This window comes from Streptomyces sp. N35 (genome assembly GCF_016464295.1).
In the GTDB taxonomy this organism is placed as follows: Bacteria; Actinomycetota; Actinomycetes; order Streptomycetales; family Streptomycetaceae; genus Streptomyces.
Window position 1 is genome coordinate 19,232 of the sequence record NZ_JAEIMH010000008.1, and the last position, 15,431, is coordinate 34,662.

Annotated in this window: 11 protein-coding genes; 3 read left to right on the forward strand and 8 right to left on the reverse strand. The window is 70.9% G+C overall.

What is annotated here, in order from left to right:
* Nucleotides 1–31: 31 nt before the first annotated feature.
* Nucleotides 32–1,243, reverse strand: a complete 1,212-nt coding sequence (locus tag JAO81_RS06615) for a glycoside hydrolase family 6 protein (protein WP_199546823.1) — start codon at nucleotides 1,241–1,243, stop codon at nucleotides 32–34.
* Nucleotides 1,244–1,374: 131 nt separating this feature from the next.
* Between JAO81_RS06615 and JAO81_RS06620 the strand changes: the two genes are divergently transcribed.
* A complete protein-coding gene (locus JAO81_RS06620) occupies nucleotides 1,375–2,001 on the forward strand; it encodes a hypothetical protein (RefSeq protein ID WP_199546824.1) in 627 nt (208 codons plus the stop codon).
* Nucleotides 2,002–2,138: 137 nt separating this feature from the next.
* Here JAO81_RS06620 and JAO81_RS06625 read toward each other — a convergent pair whose 3' ends face one another.
* The 7 genes from JAO81_RS06625 to JAO81_RS06655 all read right to left on the reverse strand — a co-directional run bounded on the left by JAO81_RS06625 (nucleotide 2,139) and on the right by JAO81_RS06655 (nucleotide 12,293).
* Complete coding sequence (locus tag JAO81_RS06625) at nucleotides 2,139–3,053, reverse strand: universal stress protein (protein ID WP_199546825.1); 915 nt, start codon at nucleotides 3,051–3,053, stop codon at nucleotides 2,139–2,141.
* A 427-nt stretch (nucleotides 3,054–3,480) separates the two neighbouring features.
* The gene (locus JAO81_RS06630; RefSeq protein ID WP_199546826.1) at nucleotides 3,481–5,175 is read right to left on the reverse strand and encodes an immunity 49 family protein; all 1,695 of its coding nucleotides are present in this window, start codon (nucleotides 5,173–5,175) and stop codon (nucleotides 3,481–3,483) included.
* A gap of 261 nt (nucleotides 5,176–5,436) precedes the next feature.
* Nucleotides 5,437–6,588, reverse strand: a complete 1,152-nt coding sequence (locus JAO81_RS06635; protein ID WP_199546827.1) for an XdhC family protein — start codon at nucleotides 6,586–6,588, stop codon at nucleotides 5,437–5,439.
* Nucleotides 6,589–6,625: 37 nt separating this feature from the next.
* Nucleotides 6,626–8,107, reverse strand: a complete 1,482-nt coding sequence (locus tag JAO81_RS06640; protein WP_199546828.1) for an NCS2 family permease — start codon at nucleotides 8,105–8,107, stop codon at nucleotides 6,626–6,628.
* 312 nt (nucleotides 8,108–8,419) lie between these two features.
* Nucleotides 8,420–10,801 (reverse strand): xanthine dehydrogenase family protein molybdopterin-binding subunit, encoded by a 2,382-nt coding sequence (locus JAO81_RS06645; RefSeq protein WP_199546829.1) that lies wholly within the window; start codon nucleotides 10,799–10,801, stop codon nucleotides 8,420–8,422.
* A gap of 2 nt (nucleotides 10,802–10,803) precedes the next feature.
* Entirely contained in the window at nucleotides 10,804–11,397 is a 594-nt protein-coding gene (locus tag JAO81_RS06650) for a (2Fe-2S)-binding protein (protein ID WP_199546830.1), read from the reverse strand.
* Nucleotides 11,398–11,399: 2 nt separating this feature from the next.
* Nucleotides 11,400–12,293, reverse strand: coding sequence for a xanthine dehydrogenase family protein subunit M (locus JAO81_RS06655; protein WP_199546831.1), 894 nt, complete (start codon nucleotides 12,291–12,293; stop codon nucleotides 11,400–11,402).
* A gap of 291 nt (nucleotides 12,294–12,584) precedes the next feature.
* Between JAO81_RS06655 and JAO81_RS06660 the strand changes: the two genes are divergently transcribed.
* Nucleotides 12,585–14,258 carry a PucR family transcriptional regulator ligand-binding domain-containing protein gene (locus JAO81_RS06660; protein ID WP_199546832.1) on the forward strand — a complete coding sequence of 558 codons (1,674 nt, stop codon included), beginning with the start codon at nucleotides 12,585–12,587 and terminating at the stop codon, nucleotides 14,256–14,258.
* A gap of 195 nt (nucleotides 14,259–14,453) precedes the next feature.
* Nucleotides 14,454–15,359, forward strand: a complete 906-nt coding sequence (locus JAO81_RS06665; RefSeq protein ID WP_307813192.1) for a hypothetical protein — start codon at nucleotides 14,454–14,456, stop codon at nucleotides 15,357–15,359.
* Nucleotides 15,360–15,431 lie beyond the last annotated feature (72 nt).

Consider the following 15,431-nt stretch of genomic DNA (forward strand, 5'->3'; position numbering starts at 1 on the left):
CCCCCGGCGGGGCTCAACTACCCGACAGAACTCAACTCCCCGGCAGAACCGGCGGATCGGCCAGCCGCACCAGCTCCAGCGCCTGCTCCCGGAACCAGTCCCCCGCCTTCGGGTCGACCATGCCGCGCTCCGGGTCCTCGGGGCCGGGCGTACCCCGCAGGCACAGGCCGTCCGACTCTCCCGGGATCTTGATCCACAGACGCGCGTCCTGCAGCGGGTCACCCGTCCGCAGCGTCGGTCGCGCACCGAGCCCCCGGTTCGGCGGGTTGCACCAGTCCTGCGGGTCCGTGTACTTGCCGGGCGGCGGCACCCACGGGCCCTGGCCGTTGCGGCTCGAGTCCGTCACGAAGTGCTTCCAGCGGTACGAGGGGGTGCGGACGTTGGCGGCGATCCACTCGTCCGCCTGCTCGCGCGGCCAGGACTGGTGCGGGCACTGGCGGGTGTCCCCGCCCTCCCCCGCGTACGCGACGCAGGCCGAAACCAGCTTTCCGTACCAGGAGTTGGCGGAGTCGGTGTTGTAGTTGGAGACGTTGGTGAAGAAGCCCGTGGCCTTCGCGATGCCGCCCTTGAGGAGTCGGGGCGTGATGGAGTCGGGGCCGTGCCAGCCGGGGTGGCCGGTGTCGAGGTAGACCCGCGTGCCCCGCAGCGGCTCCAACCTGTCGATGGCGTAGTTGACTTCGGCGTACCGGGCGGCTGTCTTCGTGCCCTGCGCGTCGTCCTGGCCGCAGTCGCTCGGGATCAGGGCGAGCGAGTCGGTCTCCAGGATCACGATCGCCTCGCTGCGGCCGATCCCGCGGGCCACGGCGTCCACCCACGCCTTGTACTCGGCGGTGGTGTTGGCCCCGCCGCCGGAGTAGCCGGAGCAGTCCCGGCCGGGCACGTTGTAGAGCGAGAACACGACGGTGTCGCCGTCCGCGTCCCGTACGACCTGACGCGCCTCGCGCTCGACCTCGGCCGGGCTCTGGTCCCCGAACCAGACCGCTTGCGGCGTACGGACCATGGCGAGGATGCCGGCCGCGTCGCGGTACTGGCCGGCTCGGACGAGTTCGAGTGCCTGGGTGTACGCGTCAGGGTTGGCGGCGGGTGTGTACAGGCGGGGTCTGTGCCGGTCGTCGGCACCGCCGTCGGATGCGGCGGGTGCGGCGGGCGCCGGTGCGTCATCGGCGGTCGCCGCGGGTGCGGATATCGCGGCGGCCGCGAGGGCAAGTGCCGCTGCTGTCAGGGGAATTGCTCGACGTCGCATGGTTCACTCCTGGCTCGCAGGGGACATACGGGAGCGCTCCCACGCGATGGTTGTGCAGGGGCATGGACTCGTCAATGGGTTCGACGGGGGCGGGAACGGACGCGGCGGTACCGCTTTCGTAGGGTTTGCAGATGGGTGTGTGCATGGAGGTGCTGATCGTCGACTGGACTCATCTGCGGTCCGTACCGGCGGGGCAGCGGGACCGGATGGTCGAGGAGGCCGCGTTCGGACCGGACGGCGCGTACGACTACGACCCGCCGGAGGGCTGGACCTGGCCGGACCCCGACGAGGCCCGCTGGTGGGCGCGGTACGAGTTCGTGGCCACGATGACCTCGTACAAGGCGCACTTCTGGGCCGGTGAACGCTGGGAGGAGCTGCGTCCGTTCGTCGACCCGCCGCTGCGTGCGGCCCTCGACCAGTTCGGCGCCCCGCTGTTCTGGGGCGACCACAACTACACGTTGCTGCCGCCGCCCGAGCCGCCGTTCACTCCGGCGATCGTCTCGCGTACGGCCGACTGGCTGCCCCGGACCGCGACCCTGCTCTGGCTCGAACCCGAGGACGTGACGGCCCTGCGCCGGTTCTGGGTCCGGGCCGAGCCGGACCTGGCGTCCCTGCGAGCGCCCTTCGAGCAGCATGTGGTCGAACCCATCGGCTGGATCGAGGACTTCGCGTCCTTTTCGCGCCTCGTCGCCGAGTGGGGCGACGTCGTGAGCCGGGCCGCCGAGCGCGGCTGGGGGATCATCGGCCTGAAGTGCTGAGGCCGCGGCGCTCGGGCTGATCGGGCTCATTCCCCGTGGCACAGCACTCGGGCTGATCGGGTGCACTCCCCGCGACACAGCCCGCGGGCTGATCGGGCGCTCACTGCCCCGGCACAGCCCGCGGGCAGAGCGAGAGTTCAGTCCCCCGGAACCACCGCCACCGGCCCCTGCGCGTGCTGGAGCACCGCGTTCGTGACCGAACCCATCAGCAAGGCGTCCGGGCGCAGGCGGCGGCGGTGGCGCCCGGCCACGGTCAGGGGCGCGGTCCCCGACGCCGTGACCAGGCGGCCGGCCGGGTCTCCCGCAGTGACGACCTGGTGGACCTGGACCGACGGACAGCGGGTGCGGAAGGGGGCGAGGCGGGCGGTCTGCGCCTCCTTGAGGTCGTGGCCGATGGGGGTGTCGGAGGTGTCGGCGGGCTCGCCGACCACGAGGAGTGAGGTCAGCGGCACCAAGTAGGTGGAGACGACCTGGAGTTCGGCGCCGCGGCGCTCGGCCTCCGCGAAGGCGAACTCGATGGCGGCGTCGGGGGCGAGGCCCAGGACGATCTGCTCGCGCCCGGTGACTTCGGGCCGGTCCGCCATGCGGTCCGCGTGCGGCACGATCACGACCGGGCACGGTGCCTGCATGGCCAGCTTGCGGCCCGTGGAGCCGAGCAGCAGGGCGGCGAAACCGCCCAGGCCGCGCGAGCCGATGACCAGGAGCTGGGCCTTGGCCGCCACGTCGACGAGGGCCGCGGAGGGGGCACCGCCTTCCAGGACGGAGTACGTGACCGGGACCGCCGGCTCCCCGCCGGAGGACGGGGCGCTCGGCGCGTCCGCACGAGCGGCGATCAGGTTCTCGACCCGCCGACGGAGCGGGGACGAACCCGCGCGCGCGGCGATGAACTTCTCCACCTGCTCCCGCACCGGGTCGTCCGCCCACTCGGCCGGGGCCGGGGGCCGGGGCGCGAGATCCGGCGCGGTCGGGGTCGCGAGGTCTGGCGCGAGCGGGGTCGCGAGGCCCGGCGCCGGCAGCGGCGAGACGGCGCTCCGTACGTGGACCGCCAGCACTTCCGCCCCCCCCGCATGCGCGCGGCCTCCATGGCCCACGCCAGGGCGGCGAGGCTGTGGTCCGAACCGTCGACTGCTGCGATCACTGGCGCGTAACTGCTCATACCGCCAGCGTCCTGCGCGGAAGGTCACCGCGGCAGGGACGAAAGGCCCCTGTCCGAAGCATGGACCAAGATCCGAACAGCGGCCGCGGTCGGCCTGAGGTCCGGGGGTCCGCTGGGCGCAGGGTCCGCTGGGCCTGGGATCCGCTGAGTCCGAGTCCGCAGGGTCCGCTGGGTCCGCTGGACCTGGGATCCGCTGAGTCCGGGTCCGCTGGACCTGGGATCCGGGGATCCGCCGAGTCCGGGGATCCGACAGCCCCTCAGGCCGACAGCCCCCTCAGCCCGACACGACCTCACCCCGGAATCACCTCACCCCAACACCCCCCTCACCCCGGAATCACCTCGATACGCCCGCCATCCGCCAGGTACTTCGGCAGATACGGCAGCCCCGTGTCCACGGGAAATTCCTGCCCGTGCGCCAGACTCGCCAGCGCCAGCGGACCGAGCGCGAGCTGGGCGCGCGGGGCCGTCGAGTCGCCCCAGTAGCGGGCGTGCTCCTTGAGCGCCTCGGCCAGGGCCTTGGCGAACTTCTCGTGGTCGCGGGCGAGGAACCGGTGGAAGAGCGCGACCGGCTGGTACTCGATCGCGTTGACGTACTCCACGGGAGCGCGGGTCACCGCGTCACCGTGCGACGCGTCGATGGTGGCGAGCAGCTTCTCCACCACGTCGTCCATGGGGCGGTCGTGGTCGAAGTACGTCTGCAGCGTGTCGATCCAGTGCAGCAGATACGTGTCCGCGGTCGCGTCCTGCTTCAGGAGGTCAAGCGGCACCTGGCGCAGCCGCTGGATCCGGCCCCGTTCACGGCAGATGACGGCGATGTAGAAGGCGTCGAGCCAGGCGCGGGCGTCCGCCGGCGGGTTCGACGGGAAGGCGGGCAGCGGGCGTTCCAACTCCTCGCCCAGAGCGCAGGTCTGCGGTTCCGCTCCGGTGAACAGCGCGGAGCCGAGCTGCAGGGAAGTGGCCCAGGCGTCCCAGGTGTCCGCGAGGGCCGCGTCCGGATCGGCCGCGCAGTGCGCGTGGGCCAGCTCGACGAGCTTCGGGAAGGCCGCGGCGAGTGTCCCGGGGTCCTCGGGCAGGCGGGCCGTCAACTCGCCCGCGGCGTACAGGAGTTCGGCCGCTGCGGGTGCCTGCGCCGCCGCGCGCCCACGCAGGCGCCCCTCGTCGTCGAGCCGTACCAAGGTCCGCAGCCGGGTGAGCAGCTCCGGCGGCGGTTCGATCGAGAAGGTCTTCGTCTCCTCGTCGATCACGGTGAGGGAGGTGATCCGGCCCTTGTGCCACCAGTAGAGGCGCGGCGAGAGCGAGCCGGGTCCGTCCTCGTACGCCCCGAGCCCGTACTTCGCCAGGTCGTTGATCGCCTCGGCCACCGAACCGTCGGCGAGGGGGTGGTACGCGATCAGATGCCGGGTCGGCACGACGAACAGCGCACCCTCCTTCGGGAGGCTGCCCCCGGTCGCCTGATGGTGCAGCTGGTCCAGGTACTGCGCCCGGCCGGCCACGAACGGCGAGTCCCCGTACACGGATTGGAGCACCGCACGCCCTTCGAGCGCGATCTCCTCGTGCGTGAAGGGCACCCGCAGCAGGTTGTCGTACGCCGCGTCCCACAACGCGTCCTCGTCCCCGACGCGTTCCACGTCGCGGTCGGTGAGGATCCGTACGGTGGAAGGCTGGTCGAGGGCGTACGCGAAGACGAGTCCTTCGGCCAACCGGCGGGTGTACCGCATCGCCTGGAGCATGTCGCCGGTGAAGGAATCCGGCGGAAGGAGCCGCGAGTGCACACCGCTCAGGATCTCCTCGCGGCTCTCGCCACCCGTTCCCGCCGACCTCAGGTTCGCGAAGTGCTGCTCGACCAAGGCCGGCCACTGCTCCTCGGGCGCCTGCCGGCACTTCTGCGCGAGGTTGCGCAGCCCGTACGTCCCGTCCCGCAGGTGGGGCGCGGCGAGTTCCCGCAGCCGCGCGGCCTGCGCCGGGCTGAGCATGGAGAGTTCGGGGTCGGGCACGTTCGGGTTCACATCCTGAATCATCCGTACGACCTTACGAGGCATGGCAGTTGCGAAGCCGATCGGGTCCGGCACCGGGAAGGCGCAGGGTCCGGCACCGGGAAGGCACAGGCCCAGGCACCGGAAAGGCGCGGGCCCCTGCGCCGGGAGACATCGGCCCCGGCATCGGGAAGACGACGAGCCCAGTACCGGGAATGCCGGAGGGCTCAGTGCCGGGAAAACCGAAAGGGCCCGCCGTTGGGGCAGCGGGCCCTTTCGTGGTGCCGAGGTCGGCAGGTGGCCCCGTCAGGCCACCGAGCCGATCCGGCCGGCCGGCTCCGCGGTGCCGTCGTGGTGGATCGGGGTGTGTGCGCCGGTGAGGGAGACCCCGCTGCCGCCGCGTCGCGAGGCGACGATCTCGGCGGCGATGGACAGGGCCGTCTCCTCGGGCGTGCGCGCACCGAGGTCGAGGCCGATCGGCGAGCGCAGACGGTTGAGTTCGATCTCCGTGACGCCCACCTCGCGCAGCCGCTTGTTGCGGTCCTCGTGGGTGCGGCGGGAGCCCATCGCGCCGACGTAGGCGACGGGAAGCTTGAGTGCGTACCGCAGGAGCGGTACGTCGAACTTGGCGTCGTGGGTGAGCACGGCGAGCACGGTGCGGCCGTCGACCTCCGTGCGCTCCAGGTACTTGTGCGGCCACTCGACGACGATCTCGTCCGCCTCGGGGAAGCGGGTCCTGGTCGCGAAGACGGGGCGCGCGTCGCACACGGTGACGTGGTAGCCGAGGAACTTGCCGACCCGTACGAGCGCGGACGCGAAGTCGATGGCACCGAAGACGATCATGCGCGGGGCCGGGACCGAGGACTCGACGAGCAGCGTGAGCGGCTGACCGCAGTGGGAGCCGTCCTCGCCTATGGAGACCGTTCCGGTCCTGCCGCCGTCGAGCATCGCGGAGGCCGAGGCCGCCGCGGTGCGGTCGAGTTCGGGGTGGCCGCCGAGACCGCCTTCGTACGAGCCGTCGGGACGTACGAGCAGTGCGCGTCCCATGACTTCGGCCGGACCGTCCGTGATCCGCGCGACCGCGGCCGCCTCCCCCCTGGCGGGCGCGGGCAGCGCGGCGGGGGGCACTCCCCCCCCCCCGGCCGGCGCCCCGACTGGGGGGGCGGGGATGTCGATGATGCCGCCGCAGGTCAGACCGACCGCGAAGGCGTCCTCGTCGCTGTAGCCGAAGCGTTCGAGCACGGTCTCGCCGTCCTCGAGCGCCTGCATGCACAAGTCATAGACGGCGCCTTCCACACACCCGCCGGAGACCGACCCGATCGCGGTGCCCTCGCTGTCGACGGCGAGAGCCGCTCCCGGTTGCCGGGGCCCGCTGCCGCTGACCGCCACGACGGTGGCGATCGCGAAGTCGCGTCCCTGCTCGACCCACCGGTTGAGCTCTTCGGCGATGTCCAGCATGTCGGTCTCCTTACGGGTGTGTGGAATCAAGGCGTAACTACTTGAGCCAGCCCTCGATGGCGTGCAGTGAGAAGAACGCCACGAAGATCACGGCGAGCGCCCACATGAGCCAGCCGATCTCCCGCACCTTGCCCTGCACGGCCTTGATGAGGACGTGCGCGATGATGCCCGCCGCGATACCCGCGGTGATCGAGTAGGTGAAGGGCATCAGGACGGTGGTGAGGAACACCGGGATGGACACCGACTGGTCGTTCCAGTCGATGTGCTTGGCGGTGGACATCATCATCGAGCCGATGACGACCAGCGCGGCGGCCGCGACCTGGGTGGGGATGGCCTGGGCGAGCGGGGTGAAGAACAGGCACAGCGCGAAGCCGAGACCCGTGATGACGCTGGCGAAGCCGGTGCGCGCACCGTCGCCGACGCCCGCGGTGGACTCGACGAACACGGTCTGGCCCGAGGCTCCGGCCACACCGCCGACGATGCCGCCGGCGCCGTCGATGGCGAGGGCCTTGTTGAGGCCCGGCATCTTGCCGTCCTTGTCGGCGAGTCCGGCCTGCTGGCCGATGCCGATGATGGTGCCGATGGCGTCGAAGAAGCCCGCCAGGACCAGGGTGAAGACGATGACGCCGACGGTGATGGCGCTGATGTCCCCGATACCGCTGAAGGAAACCTCACCGAACAGACCGAAGTCCGGCGACGAGACGAGGTGACCGAAGTCGAGCGTCGGGGCGTTGATGCCCCAGTCCGACACCTTCAGACCGGCGACCTGGTGGACGATCGCCGCGAAGACGCTGCCGCCGACGATGCCGATGAGGATCGCGCCCGGGACCTTGCGGACCAGGAGGGCGAAGATCAGCAGCACGGTGACCGCGAAGCAGACGACCGGCCAGCCGACGAGCTTGTCGTCGAGACCCAGCTGGATGGGCTTGCCGTACATGGCACCGGGCTCGGACGGCATCGAGGTGACGAAGCCGGCCTGGACGAGACCGATGAGGGTGACGAAGAGGCCGATGCCCATGGTGATCGCGTGCTTGATCGCCAACGGGATGGCATTCATGATCATTTCGCGCATACCGGTGATCACCAACAGCACGATGATGCCGCCGTAGATGATGCACATGGCCATCGCGTTGCCCCACGTCATCTGTGGGGCGACCTGGAAGGCCATCACGGCCGAGACGCTGAGTCCCGCCGCGAGAGCGAGGGGGACGTTGCCGAGGAAGCCCATCACGATGGTCGTGACCGCGGCGGCGAGGGCCGTCGCCGTGATGAGCTGGGACACGCTGAGTTGAGTGCCGGTGACGTCCTTGGCGCCGCTCAGGATGATCGGGTTCAGCAGGATGATGTACGCCATCGCCATGAAGGTGGTGATGCCGCCGCGCACCTCCCGACCGACGGTCGAGCCGCGCTGGGATATCCGGAAGTACCGGTCGAGCCAGGAGCCACCGGACGGTGGCGTGGTGCCGCGGCCCGAGTCATCGGGCTCGGAGACCTTCGGCTCTGTGTACTGCTGGGTCATGGTGCCTACTCCCAAGGTTCATAGGGGCACCCGCATGCGGTCTGCGAGATTTGGGATTGCTCTGGGCTGCACGACCCGGGGGACGGCCCGAGGCGAACGGGGAGTTCTTGTGGCTTCCGCGAGCGGTGCGGGTGCCGGTGCTACGGGTTGGGAGTGTCTGGCTGCTGCCGGAAGACTTGACCTATGACTTCTCGGCAACTCCATGGCCCGGAGCAGGGGTTGGGCGACCTGTTGTACGAGTCGGGCTTCACCCCGGCGGGAGGGCAGGGGTCCGGCGGCGGAAACCGCCGGACCCCTCCGCCCCTTGGCGCGTCACGTACCGGTGATGTGCTCCGGACGCACCGGCGTCTTGTTGAGCTCCAGACCCGTCGCGTTCCGGATCGCCGCGAGGACGGCCGGAGTCGAGGAGAGGGTCGGGGCCTCGCCGATCCCGCGGACGCCGTACGGCGCCTTCGGGTCGGCCATCTCGATGTAGTCGACCGGGATGGTCGGGGTGTCGAGGATGGTCGGGAGGAGGTAGTCCGTGAAGGAGGGGTTGCGCACCTTCGCGGTCTTGGGGTCGACGATGATCTCTTCCATCACCGCGACGCCCAGGCCCTGGGTGGTGCCACCCTGGATCTGGCCGACGACGGAGAGCGGGTTGAGCGCCTTGCCGACGTCCTGGGCGCAGGCCAGTTCGATGACCTTGACCAGGCCGAGCTCGGTGTCCACCTCGACGACCGCGCGGTGCGCGGCGAAGGCGTACTGGACGTGGCCGCGGCCCTGTCCGGTGACGCGGTCGAAGGCCTCGGTGGGCTGGTGGCGCCACTCTTCCTCGACCGACACGACCTCGTCCTCGAGGACGTCCACGATGGAGGCGAGGACCTCACCGGCGTTGGTGACGACCTTGCCGCCCTCGAGGTTGAGCTCCTCGGTCGCCCACGCGGGGTGGTACGAACCGAACTTGCGCCGGCCGATCGCGAAGACCTGCTCGCGGACGAGCTCGCAGGAGTTCTTGATGGCGCCGCCGGTCATGTACGTCTGGCGGCCCGCGGAGGTCGAACCGGCCGAGCCCACCTGGGTGTCGGCGGGGTGGATGGTGACCTGCTGGACACCGAGCTCCGTACGGGCGATCTGCGCGTGGATGGTCACGCCGCCCTGCCCGACCTCGGCCATCGCGGTGTGCACCACGGCGACGGCCTCACCGTTGATCACCTGCATGGAGATCTTGGCGGTCGAGTAGTCGTCGAAGCCCTCGGAGAAGCCGACGTTCTTGATGCCGACCGCGTAGCCGATGCCGCGGACGACGCCCTCACCATGCGTGGTGTTGGACAGACCGCCCGGCAGCGCGCGGACGTCCGCGCCCTCGCTGGACTCCCACTGGCGCTCGGGCGGCAGCGGACGGGACTTGACGCGACGGAGCAGCTCGGCGACCGGGGCGGGGGACTCGACCGGCTGACCGGTCGGCATGATCGTCCCCTCCTCCATGGCGTTGAGCTGCCGGAACTCCACCGGGTCCATGCCCAGCTTCGCCGCCAGCTTGTCCATCTGCGCCTCGTACGCGAAGCACGCCTGGACCGCGCCGAAGCCGCGCATGGCGCCGCAGGGCGGGTTGTTGGAGTAGAGGCCGATCGCCAGGATGTCGACGTTGTCGATGACGTACGGGCCGACCGAGAGGGACGAGGCGTTGCCCACGACCGATGCCGTGGACGACGCGTAGGCGCCGCCGTCCAGCACGATCTTGCACTTCATGTGCGTGAGCTTGCCGTCCTTGGTGGCGCCGTGCTCGTAGTAGAGCTTCGCCGGGTGGCGGTGCACGTGGCCGAAGAAGGACTCGGTCCGGTTGTAGACCATCTTGACCGGCTTGCCGGTGCGCAGCGCCAGGACGGAGGCCTGGATCTGCATCGAGATGTCCTCGCGGCCGCCGAACGCGCCGCCCACGCCGGACATCGTCATCCGCACCTTCTCCTCGGGCAGGCCGAGGCAGGGGGCGATCTGCTTGAGGTCCGAGTGCAGCCACTGGGTGGCCACGTACAGGTCGATGCCGCCGTCCTCGGCGGGCACGGCGAGGCCGGACTCCGGGCCGAGGAAGGCCTGGTCCTGCATGCCGAACGTGTACTCGCCCTTGACGATGAAGTCGGCCTTCTTGGCCGCCTCTTCGACGTTGCCGCGCTGGATCGGCTGGTGGTGCACGATGTTCGGGTGCGGCACGAACGGGGCGTGGTGGTCGTCGCGGTTCTCGTGCACGAGGATCGCGTCGGGCGCGGTCGCCGAGGCCTCATCCGTGATGAGGGGCAGCTCGCGGTACTCGATCACGATCTTCGCGGCGGCGCGGCGGGCGGTCTCCGGGTGGTCGGCGGCCACGAGGGCGACCGGCTCACCGTGGTGACGGACCTTGCCGTACGCCAGGATCGGGGTGTCCTGGAACTCCATGCCGTAGTTCTTCGCGGCCGGCATGTCGTCCGCGGTCAGGACGGCGTAGACGCCGTCCATCTTGAGGGCCTCGGAGGTGTCGATGGACACGATCTCGGCGTGCGCGACCGTGGAGCGCAGGGTCTGGCCCCACAGCATGTCCTCGTGCCACATGTCCGAGGAGTACGCGAACTCGCCCGTGACCTTGAGGGTGCCGTCGGGGCGCAGCGTGGACTCGCCGATGCCGCCCTGGGTGTACTTCTGGGTGACGTTGGTGGGTGCGCCAGTGGTGGTGCCAGCCATGATCAGACCGCCTCTTCCTGACGGGCGGCCGCCAGGCGGACCGCGTCCAGGATCTTCTCGTAACCGGTGCAGCGGCAGAGGTTGCCGGAGAGCGCCTCGCGGATGTCGCCGTCCGACGGCGACGGGTTGCGCTCGAGCAGCTCGTCGGCCGCGACCAGGAGACCGGGGGTGCAGAAACCGCACTGGACGGCGCCGGCGTCGATGAACGCCTGCTGGATCGGGGAGAGTTCGCCACCCTCACCGGTCTGACCGTCGGTGCCCTTGGCCTGCCACTGGCGGGCCTGCTGCAGGTCGGTGCCGCCGCAGACGGAGCCGCACGCGCCGCCCGGGTGGGAGTCCTCGCGGTGCTTGGCGTAGTCCGCCAGGCCCTCGACGGTGACGACTTCCTGGCCCTCGACCTGACCGGCCGCGACCAGACAGGAACAGACCGGGACGCCGTTGAGGCGGACGGTGCAGGAACCGCACTCGCCCTGCTCACAGGCGTTCTTCGAACCCGGAAGCCCCATGCGCTCACGCAGGACGTACAGAAGGCTCTCGCCCTCCCAGACGTCGTCGGCTTCCTGCTGACGGCCGTTGACCGTGAAATTGACGCGCATCGTTACGCCGCCCCTTCAAGCTTGCGGCCCTCGCCGCGGTACGACTCCCAGGTCCACATCAGGTTGCGGCGGGCCATGACACCGACCGCGTGGCGGCGGTAGTCGGCCGTGCCGCGCACGTCGTCGATCGGGTTGCAGGCACCCGACGCGAGCGTCGCGAACTGCTTCGCGATGGACGGGGTGATGATCTTTCCGCTGTCCCAGAAGCCGCCCTCTTCGAGCGCCGCGTTCAGGAACTCCTCGGCCGCCTTGGCACGGACCGGGGTCGGTGCCGCGGAGCCGATGCCGGTGCGCACCGTGCGGGTCGACGGGTGCAGCGCCAGACCGAAGGCGCAGACCGCGATGACCATCGCGTTACGGGTACCGACCTTGGAGAACTGCTGGGGGCCGTCCGCCTTGGGGATGTGGATGGCCTTGATCAGTTCGTCCTGCTCGAGCGCGTTGCGCTTGACGCCCTTGTAGAACTCGTCGATCGGGATGAGCCGCGAGCCACGGGCCTGCGACTCGACCTCGACGTCGGCGCCCGAGGAGAGCAGCGCCGGGTGCGAGTCACCGGCCGGCGAGGCGCAGCCGAGGTTGCCGCCGACGCCGCCGCGGTTGCGGATCTGCGGGGAGGCCACGGTGTGCGAGGCGAGCGCGAGGCCCGGCAGCTCGGTCCGCAGGTTCTCCATGATCTTCGTGTACGGGACGGAGGGGCCGAGGGCGACCTTCTCCTCGCCGACGTGCCACTCGGTCAACTCGGTGATCCGGTTGAGGTCGAGCAGGTACTCGGGGCGGCGGTGGTCGAAGTTGATCTCGACCATGACATCGGTGCCACCCGCAATCGGCACAGCTGTGGGGTGCTCAGCCTTCGCGGCGAGCGCCTCCTCCCAGCTGGCGGGGCGAAGGAAGTCCATGGGTACGGCTCTCTTCTACGTCTCGGGTCGTTCAGAGGGTCTTTTCGAGCCAGGGGACCGAAGTCCCTACCCCGACTCGTTCACGTGCTGTTAACGCGGAATAGCGCAAGTACACCGCCGGGACCTTCGTCCCGGTCAGTCACCGAAACCATGAAGGAGTTCGCTGGTCGTCGGGTTCATCTTGTAGATTCGTATGAAGAGCGGGTCCCACCGGCCCCATCGGTTTCCTTGGAAACCGTCTTCACTCGGACGAGCGACAAGATTCAAGCCAGGACAGCGGAGAGGTACGACATGCGGCTGCGCGCCCTTCTGGAGACCGACGTGCTCGGGCTGCGGCTTCTCGGCGGCGAGGACGAGCTGGACCGCACCGTCCGTGGCGTGATGACCACGGATCTGCGCGATCCGAGCCGCTATCTCTCGGGCGGTGAGCTGGTGCTCACCGGCCTGGCGTGGCGGCAGTCCGCCGAGGATTCCGAGCCGTTCGTGCGGATCCTCGCCTCGACCGGTGTCGCGGCGCTCGCGGCCGGTGAGGCCGAGCTCGGCGACATCCCCGACGATCTGGTGGAGGCCTGCGTACGCCACCGCCTGCCGCTCTTCGCGGTCAACGAGCGGGTGGCCTTCGCGACGATCACCGAATATGTCGTACGGCAGGTCTCGGGCGAGCGCGCCGGAGACCTCGCGGCCGTGGTGGACCGCCACCGCCGCCTGATGACCTCGGGCCCGGCGGGCGGCGGCCCGGACGTGGTGCTCGACCTGCTCGGCACCGACCTCGATCTGCGCGCGTGGGTGCTCTCCCCCGCCGGCCGCCCCATCGCGGGCTCGCGCTCGGCCGGCGAGCCGCTGTCCACCGAGGTGTGCACGGCGCTCGCGGCCGAGCATCTGGCCGCCATCCGTACGGGACGGCGTGGCCCCCACCGTGTGACTGTCCAGGGCTCCACGTACTCGCTCTTCCCCATCCACAGCAGCGGCCGCGGCGCGGCCGCCGCTTCCCGTGGCGTACGCGAGGCGGTCCTGTCGGAGTGGCTGCTCGCGGTCGGGGGGGACGCGGGCCAGTGGCCCGAGGAGCGGCTCGACCTGCTGCAGGGCGTCACCCAGCTGATCTCCGTGGAGCGCGACCGCCGCGACGCGGCCCGCACGGTACGGCGCCGGCTGGCCCAGGAGGTCCTGGAGCTGGTGCAGACCGGCGCGGCGCCGGCCGAGATCGCGGCCCGACTGCGCGTCGCCGCCCCGGTGCTGCTGCCCGGCCTGGGCGCGGCCCCGCACTGGCAGGTCGTCGTGGCCCGCGTCGAGTGGGACGGCGGCGACATCGAGGGCGGGCCCGTCGCCCAGTCGCTCCTCGAGGAGATCCTGGTCGACCCGACCGCTTCGGGACCCGAGCCCTCGGACCGGATCGCGGTGGCGCACACCGGCGACGAGGCGATCGCCCTCGTACCGTTGCCGGCCGTGACGCCGGACGACGGCCCGGAGCCGAGCCTGATCGCGGACTCGCTGCTCGCCACGGTGCGTGAGCCGCTCGCGGCGGGCCTCTCGGACGACGGGCGCCTCACCCTCGGCGTCTCCGCCTCCGTGCACTCCGCCGACGGTCTGCGCGGCGCCCTGGAGGAGGCCCGGCACGCCCGCCGTGTCGCCGCCGCCCGCCCGGGCCGGGTCTGCGCGGCCGGCCACCAGGAGCTCGCCTCGCACGTCCTGCTCCTGCCGTTCGTCCCGGACGACGTCCGCCGTGCGTTCACGGCCCGGCTGCTCGACCCCCTGCGGGACTACGACCGCCGCCACCGCGCGGAGCTCATCCCGACCCTGGAAGCCTTCCTCGACTGCGACGGCTCCTGGACCCGCTGCGCCTCCCGCCTGCACCTGCACGTCAACACGCTGCGCTACCGCGTCGGGCGTATCGAGCAGCTGACGGGCCGTGATCTGTCCCGCCTGGAGGACAAGTTGGACTTCTTCCTGGCTCTGCGGATGAGCTGAGCGCATGGCGCCCGCGAGCCGGGTGCGCGTGATGGGGCGGGTGCGGTGAACGCACCCGCCCCACGCGCAGCGTGATCCGCTCAAGATTGTGAATTCCTTCACCTACCCCCTTGGCGCTTCGCCTGAATCCGTGCTGAGATGCCGCCACAGCTCAATGACGCGCTCCTGGGGAGGGGAATTGTGGCGGACACCGCCGTGTCTGGCTCGGATTCCGTATCGAAGTCCACGCGATCCACTGCGCAATCCACCGCTGAGTCCACTGCGAAGTCCACGCAAGCCACCCACCCGAAGGCACCGGCACCACCCGGCACCGCCTCCCCCGACCCCACGCTGAAGCGCTCCGCCCTCCAGACCGCCGTCTGGCGACTGCGGTCACGCGGCTGCTGGACCGACGCGGCCGCCCTGCTCACCCCCGACTCCGCCGGCGCCTCGCTGCAGCGCGCCTCCCTCCTGGTCGAGCGCTGCCTGTTCACGGAGCAGGGCTGGCCCGAGGCGGAGGACGCCCTCCGCAACGCCGAAGCTCTCGCTCAAGGCGACGACGAGCGCGGCGCCGCGGCCTGCGAGCGCGGCCAACTCGCGTACGCCTCCACGGTGTTGGGCGTACGCGATCGCGCCGACGAGGCCCGCGCGGCGCTCGGCCGGGCCGCCGCCCTGCTCCACCCGAGCGCACCCGGCCGCCCCCTTTTGGACTTCCGCCGCGGCCTGATCGCCGAACACATCGCGGACTCACCGCAGGCCGCGCTCGCCGCCTACCGCCGGGCCCACGCCGGCGCGGCCGCCCACGACGATCCCCTGCTGCTCTCGTTCACGTGGCGCCATCTCGCGGGCCTCGCCCTGCGCGACGGCGAACTGGCGGAGGCCCGCCACGGTTTCGCGGAGTCCCTTCGCATACGGGAGGAACTGGGCTATCTCGTCGGTACGGCCCCGGCGCTGGTCGCCCTCGCGGAGGCGGAACCGGAACCGACGGCATCCCGCCTGCGCGCGGAGGCAGCCCGCCTCTTCCGCCTCCTGGGAGGCGTCCCCACCTGGCTGGCAGGCCAGTTCCCCGCAGACCCCGGCAACCCCAGCCCCTCCGGCCAACCCAGCCCCTCCGGCGCTTGAGGAGATCCGAACGCAGTTCGGATGCGGGGGGGGTGGGGGGAGCGCCGGGCTCGGGGGCGGGGGGGGGGGGGA

Bases quoted from the DNA above. Each gene is read 5' to 3' on its own strand.
- JAO81_RS06615 (WP_199546823.1), bottom strand. From the start codon at position 1,243: ATGCGACGTCGAGCAATTCCCCTGACAGCAGCGGCACTTGCCCTCGCG.
- JAO81_RS06620 (WP_199546824.1), top strand. From the start codon at position 1,375: ATGGGTGTGTGCATGGAGGTGCTGATCGTCGACTGGACTCATCTGCGG.
- JAO81_RS06630 (WP_199546826.1), bottom strand. From the start codon at position 5,175: ATGATTCAGGATGTGAACCCGAACGTGCCCGACCCCGAACTCTCCATG.
- JAO81_RS06635 (WP_199546827.1), bottom strand. From the start codon at position 6,588: ATGCTGGACATCGCCGAAGAGCTCAACCGGTGGGTCGAGCAGGGACGC.
- JAO81_RS06640 (WP_199546828.1), bottom strand. From the start codon at position 8,107: ATGACCCAGCAGTACACAGAGCCGAAGGTCTCCGAGCCCGATGACTCG.
- JAO81_RS06645 (WP_199546829.1), bottom strand. From the start codon at position 10,801: ATGGCTGGCACCACCACTGGCGCACCCACCAACGTCACCCAGAAGTAC.
- JAO81_RS06650 (WP_199546830.1), bottom strand. From the start codon at position 11,397: ATGCGCGTCAATTTCACGGTCAACGGCCGTCAGCAGGAAGCCGACGAC.
- JAO81_RS06655 (WP_199546831.1), bottom strand. From the start codon at position 12,293: ATGGACTTCCTTCGCCCCGCCAGCTGGGAGGAGGCGCTCGCCGCGAAG.
- JAO81_RS06660 (WP_199546832.1), top strand. From the start codon at position 12,585: ATGCGGCTGCGCGCCCTTCTGGAGACCGACGTGCTCGGGCTGCGGCTT.